This is a genomic window from Verrucomicrobiia bacterium (assembly GCA_035765895.1).
Classification (GTDB): domain Bacteria; phylum Verrucomicrobiota; class Verrucomicrobiia; order Limisphaerales; family DSYF01; genus DSYF01.
Window position 1 is genome coordinate 25,378 of the sequence record DASTWL010000063.1, and the last position, 15,415, is coordinate 40,792.

General features: G+C 61.5%; 17 protein-coding genes. 8 read left to right on the forward strand and 9 right to left on the reverse strand.

Features of this window, described 5'->3' with window-relative positions; genetic code table 11:
* Positions 1 to 4 precede the first annotated feature (4 nt).
* The 4 genes from VFV96_12685 to VFV96_12700 all read right to left on the reverse strand — a co-directional run bounded on the left by VFV96_12685 (position 5) and on the right by VFV96_12700 (position 2,580).
* On the reverse strand, positions 5 to 691 hold the full coding sequence (locus VFV96_12685) for a DUF559 domain-containing protein (GenBank protein ID HEU5071255.1): 687 nt from the start codon (positions 689 to 691) through the stop codon (positions 5 to 7).
* Between the two features lie 39 nt (positions 692 to 730).
* A complete protein-coding gene (purQ, locus tag VFV96_12690; protein HEU5071256.1) occupies positions 731 to 1,444 on the reverse strand; it encodes a phosphoribosylformylglycinamidine synthase subunit PurQ in 714 nt (237 codons plus the stop codon).
* An 89-nt stretch (positions 1,445 to 1,533) separates the two neighbouring features.
* Positions 1,534 to 1,776: a phosphoribosylformylglycinamidine synthase subunit PurS gene (gene purS / locus VFV96_12695; GenBank protein HEU5071257.1), complete on the reverse strand. Its 243-nt coding sequence runs from the start codon at positions 1,774 to 1,776 to the stop codon at positions 1,534 to 1,536.
* Positions 1,777 to 1,872: 96 nt separating this feature from the next.
* Positions 1,873 to 2,580 (reverse strand): GAF domain-containing protein, encoded by a 708-nt coding sequence (locus VFV96_12700; protein ID HEU5071258.1) that lies wholly within the window; start codon positions 2,578 to 2,580, stop codon positions 1,873 to 1,875.
* Between the two features lie 244 nt (positions 2,581 to 2,824).
* On the opposite strand from VFV96_12700, the gene VFV96_12705 reads away from it, so the two are divergent.
* Together VFV96_12705 and VFV96_12710 are read left to right on the forward strand one after the other, a co-directional pair.
* Positions 2,825 to 3,502 carry a glutathione S-transferase C-terminal domain-containing protein gene (locus tag VFV96_12705; protein HEU5071259.1) on the forward strand — a complete coding sequence of 226 codons (678 nt, stop codon included), beginning with the start codon at positions 2,825 to 2,827 and terminating at the stop codon, positions 3,500 to 3,502.
* The gene (locus VFV96_12710) at positions 3,499 to 4,833 is read left to right on the forward strand and encodes a PhoH family protein (protein HEU5071260.1); all 1,335 of its coding nucleotides are present in this window, start codon (positions 3,499 to 3,501) and stop codon (positions 4,831 to 4,833) included. Before VFV96_12705 ends, VFV96_12710 begins: the two co-directional genes overlap by 4 nt.
* Before the next feature lie 120 nt (positions 4,834 to 4,953).
* Here VFV96_12710 and VFV96_12715 read toward each other — a convergent pair whose 3' ends face one another.
* Positions 4,954 to 5,214, reverse strand: coding sequence for a hypothetical protein (locus tag VFV96_12715; protein HEU5071261.1), 261 nt, complete (start codon positions 5,212 to 5,214; stop codon positions 4,954 to 4,956).
* 226 nt (positions 5,215 to 5,440) lie between these two features.
* Here VFV96_12715 and VFV96_12720 point away from each other — a divergent pair, with 226 nt between their 5' ends.
* Complete coding sequence (locus VFV96_12720) at positions 5,441 to 6,139, forward strand: hypothetical protein (protein ID HEU5071262.1); 699 nt, start codon at positions 5,441 to 5,443, stop codon at positions 6,137 to 6,139.
* A gap of 97 nt (positions 6,140 to 6,236) precedes the next feature.
* On the opposite strand, the gene VFV96_12725 is transcribed toward VFV96_12720, so the two are convergent.
* Together VFV96_12725 and VFV96_12730 are read right to left on the reverse strand one after the other, a co-directional pair.
* Positions 6,237 to 7,007, reverse strand: a complete 771-nt coding sequence (locus VFV96_12725) for a slipin family protein (protein ID HEU5071263.1) — start codon at positions 7,005 to 7,007, stop codon at positions 6,237 to 6,239.
* Positions 7,008 to 7,076: 69 nt separating this feature from the next.
* The gene (locus VFV96_12730) at positions 7,077 to 8,357 is read right to left on the reverse strand and encodes a nodulation protein NfeD (protein ID HEU5071264.1); all 1,281 of its coding nucleotides are present in this window, start codon (positions 8,355 to 8,357) and stop codon (positions 7,077 to 7,079) included.
* Positions 8,358 to 8,475: 118 nt separating this feature from the next.
* Between VFV96_12730 and VFV96_12735 the strand changes: the two genes are divergently transcribed.
* From VFV96_12735 to VFV96_12750, 4 genes are all read left to right on the forward strand, one after another.
* Positions 8,476 to 8,946, forward strand: coding sequence for an NYN domain-containing protein (locus VFV96_12735; GenBank protein ID HEU5071265.1), 471 nt, complete (start codon positions 8,476 to 8,478; stop codon positions 8,944 to 8,946).
* A gap of 19 nt (positions 8,947 to 8,965) precedes the next feature.
* Complete coding sequence (locus tag VFV96_12740) at positions 8,966 to 10,150, forward strand: hypothetical protein (GenBank protein ID HEU5071266.1); 1,185 nt, start codon at positions 8,966 to 8,968, stop codon at positions 10,148 to 10,150.
* Positions 10,151 to 10,258: 108 nt separating this feature from the next.
* Positions 10,259 to 11,857: a phosphoglycerate dehydrogenase gene (serA, locus tag VFV96_12745; protein HEU5071267.1), complete on the forward strand. Its 1,599-nt coding sequence runs from the start codon at positions 10,259 to 10,261 to the stop codon at positions 11,855 to 11,857.
* Between the two features lie 9 nt (positions 11,858 to 11,866).
* Positions 11,867 to 13,009 carry a peptidylprolyl isomerase gene (locus VFV96_12750; GenBank protein HEU5071268.1) on the forward strand — a complete coding sequence of 381 codons (1,143 nt, stop codon included), beginning with the start codon at positions 11,867 to 11,869 and terminating at the stop codon, positions 13,007 to 13,009.
* Positions 13,010 to 13,375: 366 nt separating this feature from the next.
* On the opposite strand, the gene VFV96_12755 is transcribed toward VFV96_12750, so the two are convergent.
* Both VFV96_12755 and VFV96_12760 read right to left on the reverse strand, forming a co-directional pair.
* The gene (locus VFV96_12755) at positions 13,376 to 13,786 is read right to left on the reverse strand and encodes a DUF1844 domain-containing protein (protein HEU5071269.1); all 411 of its coding nucleotides are present in this window, start codon (positions 13,784 to 13,786) and stop codon (positions 13,376 to 13,378) included.
* Positions 13,779 to 14,456 (reverse strand): LON peptidase substrate-binding domain-containing protein, encoded by a 678-nt coding sequence (locus VFV96_12760; protein HEU5071270.1) that lies wholly within the window; start codon positions 14,454 to 14,456, stop codon positions 13,779 to 13,781. Before VFV96_12760 ends, VFV96_12755 begins: the two co-directional genes overlap by 8 nt.
* Positions 14,457 to 14,592: 136 nt before the next feature.
* Here VFV96_12760 and VFV96_12765 point away from each other — a divergent pair, with 136 nt between their 5' ends.
* Positions 14,593 to 15,363, forward strand: coding sequence for a hypothetical protein (locus VFV96_12765; GenBank protein HEU5071271.1), 771 nt, complete (start codon positions 14,593 to 14,595; stop codon positions 15,361 to 15,363).
* The last annotated feature ends 52 nt before the right edge of the window (positions 15,364 to 15,415 follow it).

Below are 15,415 nucleotides of genomic sequence, written 5' to 3' on the forward strand. Positions count from 1 at the left end.
AAATTCAAATCAAACTCAACGACGGGAGCGGAAAGCTAATCAAACGATGTTTCCGTAAAGTTTCTTTTGCCAAGTCAGGATATTCCGGAAAGTTTTCGATCAAACGCGCCTTCTTCTTCACGGCCATAAAGTAGAAAAACTCTATTGCTTCAACCACGCCGTCAGACGTGTTTAACATCCAGTTTTTTATCTCTTCGCAGGCCGCATCTTCATCTCCACTGGAAATCATTTCTGAAATTTCACCAAGTCCTTTGAATGGAGCGAAATTGTCGTTGTATGAAACACGAAAAGTTTTCCAACCAACTTCAAGCAACTTGTGATCTCGTGCTTTATCCTCCTCCTTGTCGTGAAATTCTTTGCTGTCCGCCTCGATTGCAATTTTCAGAAATGGATTTCCAAAATCGACAAAGTATCCGAGCACCGGAAACTCAGGATATAGAACCACAGGTCGGCTTCTGATGCTTGCCCACAACGAGCTTTCGTTTTTGTTAAATTTCCAATCGAATGGATAAACACTATACCAAGTTGTCAGGCTCTCGCTGGCAAGGGCCATGATCTTTGGCAGCGCTTCATTGTAATACCTGCGGACGATTTTACGCCTTTCCGAGTTCGGAGAATATTCATATTCGTGCTCGCGTTCGATGTCCCGTTGAATCGCATCCCATAAATCGTTGAAGCTTTCTTCCTTCATGCTTGGGACGTTGGTCATTCGATTGAGCTTCTGTCGAATTTAAGCCGCCTTGGCCTTCGCCTGATTCTCGAGCCAGGCGATCATGCTTTGGAAAATCAGCAGGCCGTCGTCGCTGCCGAGGAGCTTCTCGCTCGCGCGTTCGGGATGCGGCATGAGGCCGGCCACGTTGCGGCGCGCGTTGCAGACGCCGGCGATGTTGAGCTGCGAACCGTTCGGGTTCGCGCCCTCAGTGATTGCGCCCGTGGCGTCGGTGTATTGCCAGAGGATCTGGTTGTTCGCCTGCAACTGGCTGAGCGTTTCGGCATCGGCGAAGTAGCTGCCTTCGCCATGGGCGATGGGCACGCGCAGCAGTTTGCCGGCGGGAATCTGGTTCGTGAACGGCGAATCGGGCGTCGGCGATTTCAGGAAAACATGTTCGCAGCGGAACTGGAGCGATTTGTTCCGCACGAGCGCGCCGGGCAGCAGGTTGGCTTCGCAGAGGATCTGGAAGCCGTTGCAGATGCCGAGCACGAGCCCGCCGTTGTCGGCGAACTGCTTCACGGCCTGCATCACGGGGCTGAACCGCGCGATGGCGCCGGTGCGCAGGTAATCGCCGTAGCTGAAGCCGCCGGGCACGATGACGGCGTCGGCGTCGCCGAGCGAGGCGTCCTTGTGCCAGACAAGGCGCGCGGTGTGGCCGAGGACGTTGCGGAGGACGTGGACGGAGTCCTGATCGCAGTTGGAACCGGGAAATTGTAGGACGGCGAAGTTCATGGCTTAATTTACCGCGGAGGCGCAGAGGCGCGGAGAAAAACAAATTGAAAACTTTCCTCTCCGCGTCTCCGCGTCTCGGCGGTTTAAATTCATTCGATCTCCAGCTTGTAGTCCTCGATGATGGGGTTGCTGAGGAGCTTGTGGCACGCGTCGTCGATGGCCTTCTGCGCGGCGACCTTGTCGGTGCCGGGCGCGAGGTCGATCTCGATGTATTTGCCGATGTGCACGCCGGCGACGCCGGTGTAGCCCATGTGTTCGAGCGCGCCCTGGACCGTCTTGCCCTGCGGGTCAACGACGGCCTTTTTCGGAGTGATGATGATCTTGGCTTTCATGAACGGGCGGGAACGCCGCCGCCCGTGAATTTTTAGCCAAGCCGTCGCGCCGGGCGAGAAGTTTCTGGGCCGAAGAGGGAAGATCCGGGGAACGCGTTACACGCCGAGGTGCGTCAGGTCCACTTCGGGAAAGTGCTGGCGGGCGCAGGTCGGGCAGATGCCGTGGGTGAAGGCGGCCGAGGTATGCTGGGCGATAAAGGCCTCGACCCGCTGCCAGTAGCCTTGATCGTCGCGAATCCCGTGGCAGTAGGAGCAAATGGGCAGCAGGCCGCTCAACGTTTTCACGTTGGCGAGGGCATTGGCCAGTTGGTGGGAGACACGGCGCAATTCCATTGTGTTGACAGCCATGCGGGCAAGCGCTTCGAGCGAGGCTTGCTGGGCGGCCGTCAACTGGCGCGGTTTCTGGTCGATGACACACAACGAGCCAAGTCCATGGCCCTGCGGGTTGCGCAACGGCGCGCCGGCGTAAAAGCGGATATGCGGTTCCATGGTAACGAGCGGATTCCACGCAAAGCGCTCGTCCTTGGTCGCGTCTTCGACCACGAGCGTGTCCGGCTGGAGAATGGTGTAGGCGCAAAATGCATGATCGCGCGGGGTTTCCGCGAGGCGGAGGCCGATCTTGGATTTAAACCACTGCCGGTCGCCATCCACGAGCGTCATGATGGCGATGGGCGCCTCGCAAATCGTCGAGGCCAGCGTGGTGATGTCGTCAAAAGCCTGTTCGGGCGGCGTGTCCAGCAAGCGGTATTGGCGCAAGGCCTCGAGCCGTGCGGCTTCATTCTCCGGTTTGGGTGGCGTTTTCATTGGCATGCTTCTTTGAACCATCTTATCGGCACGCGAGGAGAAAACTTTAGCCGCCCGGCAAGGCTCCGGCGCTGCGGCTGACAAAGCCTTGTCACTGCAAGCTAATCTGCGCCGGGCTGGTGTCCGGCGACAGGCCCTTTTCCGGCGGCGGGCCGGGCGCGACGCGGTTTTGGCCTTTCCACTTGTCAGTGTTTTACCCCGGGCCTAGAGTGCCGTCAGTGACAAGGGCCACGCGTTATTTGCCATGATTGAGTTGATTCAGTTTCCTTGGAGTCCGTTCTGCATCGTTACCCGACGCATCCTCGAGTTTTCGCAGGCCCGCTTCAAAATCACCGACCTCAAACTGACCGGCGATCGCTCCCTGGTTTGGGAGCTGACCGACCAGCGTTACTACAAGGTTCCGGTGGTCAAAGACGGTAAAAACGTGGTCTTCGAACTCGACGAGGAGACCCAGATTGTCGCGAAATACCTCGACGACCGCCTGGGCCTCGGCCTTTTCCCGCGCGAACTGGAAGGCGTGCAGTCCGTCATCTGGCGCAACATCGAACACGAGATTGAAGGCCTCGGGTTCAAGTTGAACGACGTCTTTTACCGCGATTTCGTGAAGCCGGCCGATCAACTGCCCTTCCTGCGCCACAAGGAACGCCGGTTTGGCACCGGCTGCATCGACCAATGGCGCGCGTCGCGGCCGCAATTGCTCAAGCAACTCGAGACAAAGCTCGTGCCCTACGAGGAAATGCTGGCCTACCAACCCTTCCTGCTCGATGAGCGGCCGCGCTTCGTGGATTTCGATCTTTACGGCATGCTCGGCAACTTTCTCTTCAGCGGCCATTACCGGCTGCCCAAGGCGCACAACCACCTGCGCGCCTGGCACCGCCGCATGCAGCACATCACCCTTTCCCAAGTCGCAAAAAATCAGTGAAAAACTACATCCTGGACACGAATGTCCTGCTCCACGATCCCCACAGCCTGCTCAATTTCGAGGAAAACTCCGTCCTCATTCCCATCGAGGTGATTGAGGAAATTGACCGCTTCAAGCGCGAGTCCTCCGAGCTGGGCCAGAACGCCCGGTCCGTTTCCCGTTCACTCGACGAACTCCGCCAGCACGGTGCCTTGAGCGACGGCGTCCCGCTGCCGAACGGCGGCCGGCTCAAAATCGTTTACGAGCACAAGCACAACGGGAACGGCAACGGCAATGGCAACGGCGAGGACGCGCCCAAGTTCAGCAACGATTCCGTGGACAACCGCATCCTGACGCTCGCCTACGGCATCAAGAAAAAGAGCCCCAAGGTGCCGACGATTCTGGTCTCGAAGGACATCAACCTGCGGATCAAGGCCGACGCCATCGGGCTGAAGGCCGAGGATTACGAGACCGACCGGGTTTACATCAAGGACCTCTACACCGGGATGCGCGAGATTCCGATGCATCCGGACAAGCTCGCGAACTTCCGCGCGAACGGCGAATTGGAGGCCGACGGCGGCAAGCAATATTACCCCAATGAGTATTGCACGCTCGTGGACGAAACGAACCCCAAACGCACGGTGCTCTCGCGCGTGGATGACTCCGGCGCCAGGTTCATTCCGATCCTCGACTGCCGCGACGGCGTGTGGGGCATCAAGCCGCGCAACCGCGAGCAGCACTTCGCGTTTGACGCGTTGCTCGACGACCGCATCAAGCTCGTCACGCTCATGGGCAAGGCCGGCACCGGCAAGACACTCATGGCGATGGCCGCCGGCTTGAAACGCACCGTGCTCGACCGCGAATTCCGCCGCCTGGTTGTCGCCCGCCCGACCATTGCGATGGGCAAGGAACTCGGCTTCCTGCCCGGTTCGCTCGATGAAAAGCTCGCGCCGTGGATGCAGCCCATTCACGACGCGCTGGAAATGTTGAGCGATTTGAACATGGGCCACGACCATCGCCGCAGCAGCGACCTGATGCGTTCCGGCACCATTGTCGTCGAGGCGCTGAGTTACATCCGCGGCCGCAGCATTGCGAACCAGTTCATGATCATCGACGAGGCGCAGAACCTGACGCCGCTGGAAGTGAAAACCATTGTCACCCGCGTGGGCAACGGCACCAAGCTCGTCTTTACCGGCGACCCCTATCAGATCGACAACCCCTACGTGGATTCGTCCTCGAACGGCTTCAACTACATCGTGAGCAAGTTCCGCGACCAGTCGCTGGCCGCGCACATCGAGCTGCAAAAGGGCGAGCGCTCCGAGCTGGCCGAACTCGCGGCGAACATTCTGTAGTGATTCGGTGGTGGGAGAGGCGTCCCGCCTGTCCGGTTGCGCGCACGATTGGCCGCCAAACCTGGCAACCGGCCCGGTCGTGGCTCCCAGGGCCGGCAAGCTGCCGGTCCCACGGCTGGTTTACGAACTGGGTGAGAGCAGCTCCGCCTTGATGGCCGCCAATTCCGCCTGCGGTTCGTCGCCCACGTGCGCCAGTTTCCCGGCGTGCCGATACCAATAACGGCTGTTGCCCAAGTCGCCCTCCTGCTTGTGCAACACCGCATGAATCCACGCCGCGGTCGCATCGCCCTCGTATTGCTGCACCAGGTTGTGGGCAGCCTCCCACTTCTTGGTCAACGCCAGTTCGACCGCGCGCAGCAGTTCATCGGGTGAGGCATTCATGGGCGTGTTTTACCGACGGGCCGGCATTGCCGCAAGGGCCGGCCGAGATTCCGGCGGCTTTCAATTCAGCGGGCTTTTTGCCGGGCAGGCGCGGGTCGCCGGCATGGACGATTCTCCGGCCAGTTCGCATTTGACCGGTTGCGGCGGGCGAGGCCAATATCGCACAACCACCACCGAGCAGTTCAGTTCCCAGAACGATCCAAATCCAAAAACACGAAAGGTTCCCATGAAGAAATTCATTCTGTGCAGTGCCCTGGTGGCCGTGGCCGGTGCGTTGTTCGCCGCGGACGCGAAGGAAGAGGTCACCGCCGCCATCAAGAAGCTGGGCGAACAGCCCAATTACAGTTGGAAAACCACGGTGGTCGTGCCTGACAGCGCGCGCTGGCGTCCCGGCCCCACCGAGGGAAAGACCGAAAAAGGCGGCGTCCTTTACCAGAAAATGACGTTTGGCGACAACACGACGGAAATCGTCAAGCAGGGCGACAAAGCCGCCTTTACGGACCGGGATGGCGAATGGCAGTCGGCGGCCAACTCGGAAGGTCAGGAAGGTCGTGGACGATTCATGGCAGCGATGGTGCGGAGTTTACAGGCCCCGGCGGCGCAGGCGGCGGACATCGCCGGTGGCGTGAAGGAATTCAAATCGGACGGCGACGCCTGGGCGGGTGATTTGACGGAGGACGCAGCGAAGAACCTGATGCGCTTCCGGCGCGGCGGTGGTGACGGCCCGACGATCAGCGACGCAAAGGGCTCGGCGAAGTTTTGGATCAAGGACGGGGTGCTGTCGAAATATGAATTCAAGCTCTCCGGCAAGATGGATTTCAACGGCAACGAAATGGACATGGATCGCACCACCACGGTCGAGATCAAGGACGTGGGGACGACGAAGGTCGAAGTGCCGGAAGGGGCGAAGGCGAAGCTGTCGTGAGCCCGGGCGCCATTCGGCGAAATTGATGAAACTCAACCGGCCGGGCCGCGGTGACGCGACCCGGCCTTCTGTTTACGTCGCCGTAAATACAAGTCCGCTACTTCTTCAAAAACGGGGCGAAGAGGTCGACCGGGATGGGCAGGAAAGTCGTTGTGTTATGTTCGCTCGAGATTTCCCGCATGGTTTGCAGGTAGCGCAGTTGGAGGGCGATGGGCTCCTTGCTGATCAGCGCGGCGGCTTGAACCATTTTCTCCGCCGCCTGGAACTCGCCCTCGGCATTCACGATTTTGGCGCGGCGCTCGCGCTCAGCCTCGGCCTGCTTGGCCATTGCGCGCTTCATGCTGTCGGGCAACGCCACATCCTTCACCTCCACCGCGGTGACCTTGACTCCCCACGGGTCAGTCTGGCGGTCGATGATTTCCTGGAGCGTGTGGTTGATTTTTTCGCGCTGGGCGAGCAGCTCGTCCATCTCGGCCTGGCCGAGCACGCTGCGGAGCGTGGTTTGCGAAATGAGCGCGGTGGCCTTCCAGAAGTTTTCCACCTTCACCACGGCGGCCATTGGATCCACGACGCGAAAGTAAACTACGGCGTCCACGGTTACGGGCACGTTGTCGCGGGTCATGACTTCCTGCTTGGCCACGTCGATGGTGACGACGCGGAGGTCCATCTTGACCATGCGGTCCACGATGGGGATGAGGAAGATGAGGCCGGGGCCTTTGGCGCCGAGCAGTTTGCCGAGACGAAAGATGACGCCACGCTCGTATTCACGCAGGATGCGGACCATCTGCGGCAGCACGATGGCGGCGATGATGATGGCCGGAATCAGCCAGAACGTGAGGTTCATGAGTTGTTGGATGAGCTGGGGCATAATCGTTGTTCCCTTCCTGGTTCGCGTTGTTTTTCGTTGAGCTGGCCCGCTGGCGTCGCCGCCCGCGGTTCACGTCCTGCGTTTCACCTTGAGCGTCAGGCCCTCCACGGAGACCACTTCAACGGGGACGTCCTTTTCAATGACGTCGTCGCTGACGGCCCGCCAGATTTCGCCCTCGATGAAAACCTTGCCTTCGGTGCGGCTGATGCGGGAGAGCGCGGGGATGACCTGGCCGATCATGGTCTCCCGGCCCGCGCGCACCGGCAGCGATTGCGCCCGCAGCCCCTTCCCGACGACGAACAGGAAAAACGCCACCGTCAGCACCACGCCGGGAATGATGTAACCGAGTGACAGCCGGAAGGCCGGGTCGGCCCGGTTGAACAGCATCAGCGCGCCGAGGAAAAAGGCGATGATGCCGCCGCCGGTCAACACGCCGTGCGTTGGCGCGAACACGTCGATCACGAACAGCAGCACGGCCAGGCCGATCAGCGCCAGCCCGGCAATGTTGACGGGCAGGATGCTCGACATGTAGAGGACCAGGATGAAGGCGATGGCGCCCACCACCCCGGGCAGGATGGCGCCCGGATTGCTGAGTTCGCCGATGATGCCGTAGATGGCGACGAGCATGAGAATGAACATCACTTCCGGCCGCCAGAGGGCCTGGAAGACGCGTTCGCGGGCAATCATGGGAATGGCCACCACCGAAGCACCCGCGGTGTGCAGCACCTTGTCACCCACCTTGCGCGTGTCGAGTTGCTGCAACAGGTCGGGCACGTCCTTGGCAATCAAATCAATAACCTTCAGTTCCAACGCTTTTTCCGCGGTGATGGAGGCGCTTTCCTTCACAGACGCTTTGGCCCACTCGATGTTGCGCCCGCGCTTCTGGGCGATGGCTTCGATGTAGCTGGTCGCAAAGTTTTCCAGCTTCTCCTTCATCACGTCATCGGTCTTTTCCTCGCCGCCCGGAACGCCGCCGATGGAGACCGGGTGCGCCGCGCCGATGCTGGTGTTGGGAGCCATGGCCGCGATGTCCGCCGCGAGGGTGATGAAGCATCCGGCGCTGCCCGCATTCGCGCCCGAAGGGGCGACGTAAACCACGACCGGCACGGGCGACGCGTAGAAGGCCTGCACGATTTGCTTGGTGGAATCAAGCAACCCGCCGGGGGTGTCGAGCTGGAGAATGAGGCAGGCATCGCCGCTCTGGCCGGCGACCTGGGTGGCGCGCTCAATGTAGCTGGCGGTGGCCGGTCCGATGGCGCCATCAATCTTGATGAACCCGACCTGGGCGGCCAGCCCGGGCCTTGTCCCCGCCACGAACATCAGGAGAGCGATAAGAAATCGGCATGTCATGGCTTCCCTCACCGCCAACAACTTACCTGATGCCGGGGGCTGCGCAAACTCGATTTGGCCGGCGGTGGGGCGAGACTTCGCGCTTTTGCTGCCCCGCCGACACGGCTAGGGTGCGCGCATGTCGCTGGTGCGCATTCTGGTGGATGGCTACAGCCTGCTGCACAACTGGCCCGAACTGGCGCCGGGGCAGGCACGCCATTCCGCGCCCGCCCGCGACGCCCTGGTGGAGAAACTGACGCAGTATCACGATGCGACGGGCACGCCGGTGAGCATTTTCTTCGACGGCTCCTTCGCCCGCGGCGCAGGCCCCAAGCCGCATTCCACGGCGGCGGTGGAGGTGCTGTTCTCGAGCGGCGGCCAGACGGCGGATGACTTGATTGAACGCGCCGCCCACCGGTTTCAGCCCTACGGCCAAGTGCTGGTGGTGACGGACGACATGGCCGAACGCGAAACCGTAATTGCGCTGGGCGCCTCCGCCGCGAGCTGCGACAATTTCATCGCCATGGTGCAGGCGGCACTGCATGAACTCGCCAACGACCTCAAACATCACAATCGCAATGAGCGAAATCGCTTCAATCGACGGCAGTGATCGTGTTTTCATCCGCCTCATGAAGACCTTGCGTGCCGCCCTGGCGGCGGTGTTCGCCCTGTGGCTGACGGGCTTAACCGTGGCCCGGGCAGTGGAGCCGGCGGCCCCGGGTAAAAAGGCCCAGCCCGCGCGGTGGTTGTTGATCGTGGACACTTCGTCCGCCATGGAACGCCGGGCCAAGGCGGTGGAAGGCGTGGTCGGGGAACTGGTGGCGTCCGGCATGAACGGCCAGATTCATCCGGGCGATGAGCTGGGCATCTGGACGTTCAACAAGGAACTCCGCGCTGGCGCCGCGCCGTTGCAAACGTGGCAGCCGGCGCACTCCAACAGCATTGCCGGCCATCTGGTGGCGTTTCTCGCCAAACAAAAGTATGAAGGCAAGGCGAACTTCCAGCCCGTGCTCGCCGAGTTGGGCCGGCTGGTTCCGGTCTCACGGCAGCTGACCATTCTGGTGATGGCCGACGGTTCGCAACCGATCGCGGGCACGCCCTTCGACGCCGCCATCAACGCGTCCTACGAAAAAACCCGCGCCGAACTCGCCCGGACGCGCATGCCGTTGGTGACGGTGCTGCGCGTCTATCACGGCAAATACATCGGCCAGAATGTATCCTTCGCTCCGTGGCCGGTTGAATTCCCGCCCTTCCCGCCAGAACCGCCGGTGACGGAAAGCCGGCCCACCACGGCGGCTCCGCCGGCCGTGCCGCCCATTACCGCGACGGCCAAGCCCATCATCATTCACAGCGAACCTAAACCGGCTGAATCAACCAACTTGATCACGGCGCCGCTGGCGCCTGCTCCGTCGCTGCCCTTGGTGACCACCCAGCCCGCCCCCGTTGTAACGGTGGCGCCTGCGCCCGCTGCTCAACCGGTCGTTGAGGCGCCGGCGGCACCGCCCGCCGTTTCGCCGCCTGTAGTCCAACCGTTGGCAGAACCCATGACACCGCCCGTTGCGCCCGCGCCCACCGCCACACCATCCGCGGCGGCACCCGTTGCTCCGTCGCCGGCGGTTGCGGTCGCGCCGGAGGCCGTTCCCACGGCACCGACGGCCACCGCAGACACGGTTACTGCGCGCAAATGGCCGCTGATTCTGGGGATTGGCTGCTTCTGGGTGGCCATCATGGTGGCGCTGGTGCTGGCACGCCGCGCCCGGCGGCAGGCCGGAACCAGTTACATTACACGTTCGATTGATCGCGAGATGAAGTGATGCCGCCGCCTTCGCGGGATTTTAGTTTGGCCTTAAACGCATCACCTGTCCTGCGTCCGGGGATTGTTTGACCTGTCCCTGACCCTAACCTAGACTCGCCGCCCATTTATGAAAGTGTTGGTTTGCGACCCCATTTCGCCCAAGGGCATTGCCCTCCTTCAGGAACGCCCCGAATTCAATGTCGTGGTGCTGCCCAAGAAGCACACCGAAGCCGAGTTGCTGCCGCTCGTGGCGGACGCCGCGGCCATCATCGTGCGTTCCGAGACGGAAGTGACCCAGAACGTGCTCGAAGCCGCGCCGCAATTGCGCGTCGTCGGCCGGGCCGGCGTGGGCGTGGACAACATCAACGTGGAGGCCGCCACCGCGCGCGGGGTGGTCGTCATGAACACGCCTGGTGGCAATACGGTCACCACGGCGGAACTGACCTTCGCGATGCTGCTGAACCTGGCCCGCAAGGTGCCGCAGGCGCATGCCTCGATGGCCGGCGGCAAGTGGGATCGCAAATTGTTTTCCGGCGTTGAAATGGCCGGCAAGACGCTCGGCGTGCTCGGCATGGGCCGCATCGGCGGCGAAGTGGCCAGGCGCGCCCTCGCCTTCGGCATGAAGGTGGTGGCCTACGACCCGTTCCTGACCGAGGGCCGGGCCCAGGCGTTGGGCGTGGAACTGGTTTCCGACCTCGACGGCATCTATCGCGTGGCGGATTTCATCACTGTGCACATGCCGGTGACGGAGCAGACGAAGGGCATGTTGAACGCCGCCGCGTTCGCGAAGATGAAACCCAACGTGCGCATCGTGAACTGCGCCCGCGGTGAAATCATCGTGGAAAACGACCTGCTCGCCGCGCTGGATTCCGGCAAGGTCGCGGCCGCCGCGCTGGACGTCTTTCGCGTCGAGCCGCTGGCCGCCGATCATCCCTTTCGCAAGCATCCGGCGCTGGTTCTCACGCCGCATCTGGGCGCCAGCACGAAGGAGGCGCAGGAAAAGTGCGGCATCGAAGTCGCCGAAGTCATCGCCTCGTATCTCCTGACCGGCGAAGTCCGCAACGCGGTCAACCTGCCCTACCTCGACGCGAAGACTTACGAGCAGGTCAAGCCCTACCTCACGCTTGGCGAAAAGCTCGGCAAGATGCTGGGCCAGATCACGCCTTCGGCGGTGGACCGTTTGCACATCACCTACGGCGGCAAGGCGCAGGAACTGCCGAACATCGACCCCATCACGCGCGCGGTGCTGGTCGGTTTCCTGTCCTGCTCGGACAACAAGGACATCAACAACGTCAACGTGCGCAGCGTGGCGGCGGCGGCCGGCCTGACCGTGGAGGAAAAGCGGTCCAATGAGCCCGTCACTTTCAACGAATGGCTGCACGTGCAGGCCTTCAACGGCACCCAAAAAGTGGGTTCCACGGGTGGCACCTTCTTCGGTTCGCCCGACAATCCGCGCATTGTGCGCGTGCTCAGCCGGCCCACGGAAATTGTTCCTTCCGGCGTGGTGCTGCTGCTGACAAACAAGGACGTGCCGGGCATCGTCGGCCAGCTCGGCACCTTGCTTGCCAAGCACAAGGTCAACATCGCCGGCATGAGCCTCTCCCGTGACACCGTGGGTGGCCATGCGCTGACGGCCCTGAATCTCGACAGCGTGCCGCCGCCGGCCTTGATCCAGGAAATCGAAAACGATCCGAACATCTCCAACGTCCAAGTGGTCAAACTCTAGTCCGACTTTATGAACATAATCCGAACGAACTCCGTGCTGCTCCTGGCGGCGCTTACTGCCGTCCATCTGACCGCCAGCGCGGCGGATTCGACGAACACCGACGCGGCGCTGGCCAAGGATTCCGTGGCCAAGCCCCTGGAGCTGTTCGCCAATGACATCGTGGCGAAGGGCGACGACGTGAAGGTCACCCGCGCCATGCTTGACGAGGCGATGATCAACATCAAGGCCTCCGCCGCGGCGCGGGGGCAGGCCATTCCGCCGCAGCGCATGACGGCGCTTGAGTCGCAGGTGTTGGACCGCCTGATCGGCATGCAGTTGTTGAACAAAATGGCGACCGCCGCCGACCGGACGAATGGCCTCGAGTCCGCTCAGAAACAGTTTTCCCTCATCAAGACGAACGCCGGCAGCGAGGAAAACCTGCTGCGGCAGCTCAAGACCGTGGGCATGACGGTTGAAGAGTTGAACAAGAAGCTCGCGGAGGAGGCCGTGGCCGACGCCGTGTTGCAGCGCGAAATCAAATTTGATGTGAGCGATGCCGATGTGAAGAAGTTTTACGACGACAACCCGAGCCAGTTCGAGCAGCCGGAAACGGTGCGGGCCGCGCACATTTTGATCAGCACGCAGGAGAAGGACGGCTCCGAAATGAGCGATGCCAAGAAGGCGGAGAAGAAGAAGCTCGCCGAAGGGCTGCTCAAGCGCGCCAAGGCCGGCGAGGATTTTGCCAAACTGGCGCAGGAATACTCCGACGATCCCGGCTCCAAGGATCGCGGCGGCGAATATACCTTCCCACGCGGCCAGATGGTGCCGGAGTTTGAAGCCGCGGCGTTCGGCATGGAAACCAATCAAATCAGCGACCTTGTCACCACCCAGTTTGGCTACCACATCATCAAGCTGCTCGAGAAGCATCCGGCCAAGACTGTTTCCTTTGAAGAAGCAGCGCCGGACATCCGCAAATATCTCAAAACGCGCGGCATTCAGCAGCAGATTCCCGCCTTCATGGCCAAGCTGGAAAAGGACGCGCACGTCGAGATTCTGGACCCGGATTTGAAACAGGCGGCCGCCGACCGCGCGAAGGCGCTGGCGGAACAGCCGGCCGATGCAGCGGCCAAACCGCCCGTCGCAGGCGAGAAGAAAACGGACGGTCAGAAGTAATCGCCCGCTTCAAAAGCATTCAAGGCCCGGCTCACGCCGGGCCTTTTTTTATTGGCGGAGATCCGGCCTGGCGCAGTTCCTTTCGCAGCCGGCGGCGGACGCAGAGAACCAGAAAAAGCCCCGCTGCCACGAGCGGAACGATGAGCCAATTTCGACTTCTCTCAGGCACACACAAGCAAAGGCAACGGCATAGCTCGTAGCCAGCAGCGCGATTTGGACGGCAAAGCGGCGCCCCAAGGGATTGTCCCGCGTTGCCTTCACGGATTTCCAGCGCACCAGCCAGCCCCACCACGCGCCCAAGCCGGCGGCAACGGCAACGAAAGCAACGGCAAGAACGGCGCCTGACATGACGAATCCATGGCGCCGTCAGCCGGCTCCGTAACGCTTGCTGAACTTCTTCTTGGAATCGGCGTCCGGCGCGGCGCTCGACGCCGTGTGGTCGTGGGGGGCGGGCGTGTTTGCCGTGGGTTCGGTCGGAGGCTGCTGGACGGTTTCCACAAAGGCCAGGCGCACGCTCATCAGGTGCTGCTTCAGCAGTTGCTCTTCTTCAGGTGAGAGGTTGCCCCGGGTTTTGGTGGCGAGCATTTCGAGCTGTTCCACGAACAACTGGGCGGCCTCCAAATCAGTCTCGGTCTGGCCTGTCACCGGATTCGGAGCGCGGCCCATCAGCACCAGGGCGGTGCTGGCCAGCTGCATCACCATTTGGGCGAAGAGCGCAGCGTGCATTTCTTCGCGCGTCATCGGCGCGTCGGCAAATTCACCGATGGGATTATTCATGGCTTGCGTCGGTGCGGTGGCGGCGAATGTCCGCCAGCAGAAATTGAATCAGTTGCCGCAGCCGGGCATCGACCGCGACGGTTTCCAGAATGGTCTGCCGTTCCCGCGCGTCGGGCAGGACGGCGCACGAGACGAGATCGGCGAGCTGGGCCGGGTCTTCGATGGCGCCGAGGTATTTGAGCACTTCCTTGGCGGGGATGCCACTGGCCTGCGTGCCTTCGAGATCCGGTGCGGGCGCGACGGGAAACGGGAAGGGCAGGCCGAGCTTGATGCGCTCCTCCAGCAAATCCCGCAGCTTGTCCACCAAGGCATCCACCGCCACAGTGTCGCACGGCGGTGAGGGGAGCAGTTCGACACGATGCTTGCGATAAGGCTTGTAGCGGACCGCCTCACGCAGCTGCACGCGCGCCAATCCCTGCAAAATGAGGTGCGAGGTGGCGTCCTTGTGCTGGACGGAGACGCGGACGACGCCCAGGCCTGCCACCGGGATGGGTGTTTCGCGCATTGAACCCGGCCGTTGCATGGCCACGGCGAACATGCGATGCGTTTCCAGCGCGTCGCTCAGCATCCGCCGGTAACGGGGCTCAAAGATGTAAAGCGGCAGCAACGCCTGGGGAAAAAGCGTGGCGTTGGAAAGAATCATAACCGGCACTTCGTGCGGCAGTTGCATGCCCGTAATCTAGGGGCAGTCTGCGCCAGTGCAAGCGGGCAGGCTTGCCAAACCGGCGGGTTCGTCTCATTGTGGGCGGGGCGCGCGGCCGTTTTTTTGAATTTCCCGATTCAGGCTGCGTCTCAACCACTCATTTATGAAAGTGAAAGTTCTAGCTGCAATTCTGGCGGTGGGCGTGCTGGGTCTGGTGATCGCGCTCCTCTCCAATCGCAAGACCATTGCGGAACAACAGGAAGCGATTGCCTACCACTCCAACCAATGGGCGGAAACCCGCATCAAACTGGATGACCTGAAGCAGGTGCATGCTGCGACCGAGGCCGATCTGGACAAGCGCAACGCGGAATTCCTCAGCCTGACCAATGCCTACACCGAGGCGCTGGGCACCTTGTCGAAGACGGAAACCGAACTCAAGCAGACCGAAGATTCCTTGAAAATGACCAAGGATGAACTGGCGGCGCGTGATGCGAAAATTGCATCCCTTGAAGAGCAGAACAAGGAGCTCGACACCAAGTCCGCCGCACTGAGCACGGCCATCACGAACCTCACCACACAGATTGAGCAAACCCAGAAAAAACTCGCGGCCTCCGAAGGCGACAAGGAATTCCTTCAGAAGGAGTTGAACCGGTTGATGGCCGAGAAAGCCGAACTCGAACGGCAGCTCAACGATCTCAATTTCCTGAAGGCCCAGGTTTCGCACCTCAAGGCCGAACTCTCCATCGCCAGGCGGCTGGAGTGGATTCGGCAGGGACTTTTTGCGCCGGGCGAAAAGAAGGGCGCCACCTTGCTGATGGAAAAGAATCCGCCGAAGCCGGCGCCGACCAACAATTACGACCTGAACGTCGAAATCAAATCGGACGGCAGCGTGAAGGTGATTCCGCCGCTGACCAACGCCCCGGCCGGCAAGTAAGGCGCGGATGACTTTGCACGGCGGCCCGCTCTCACCGGAGGGCGGGCCGTTT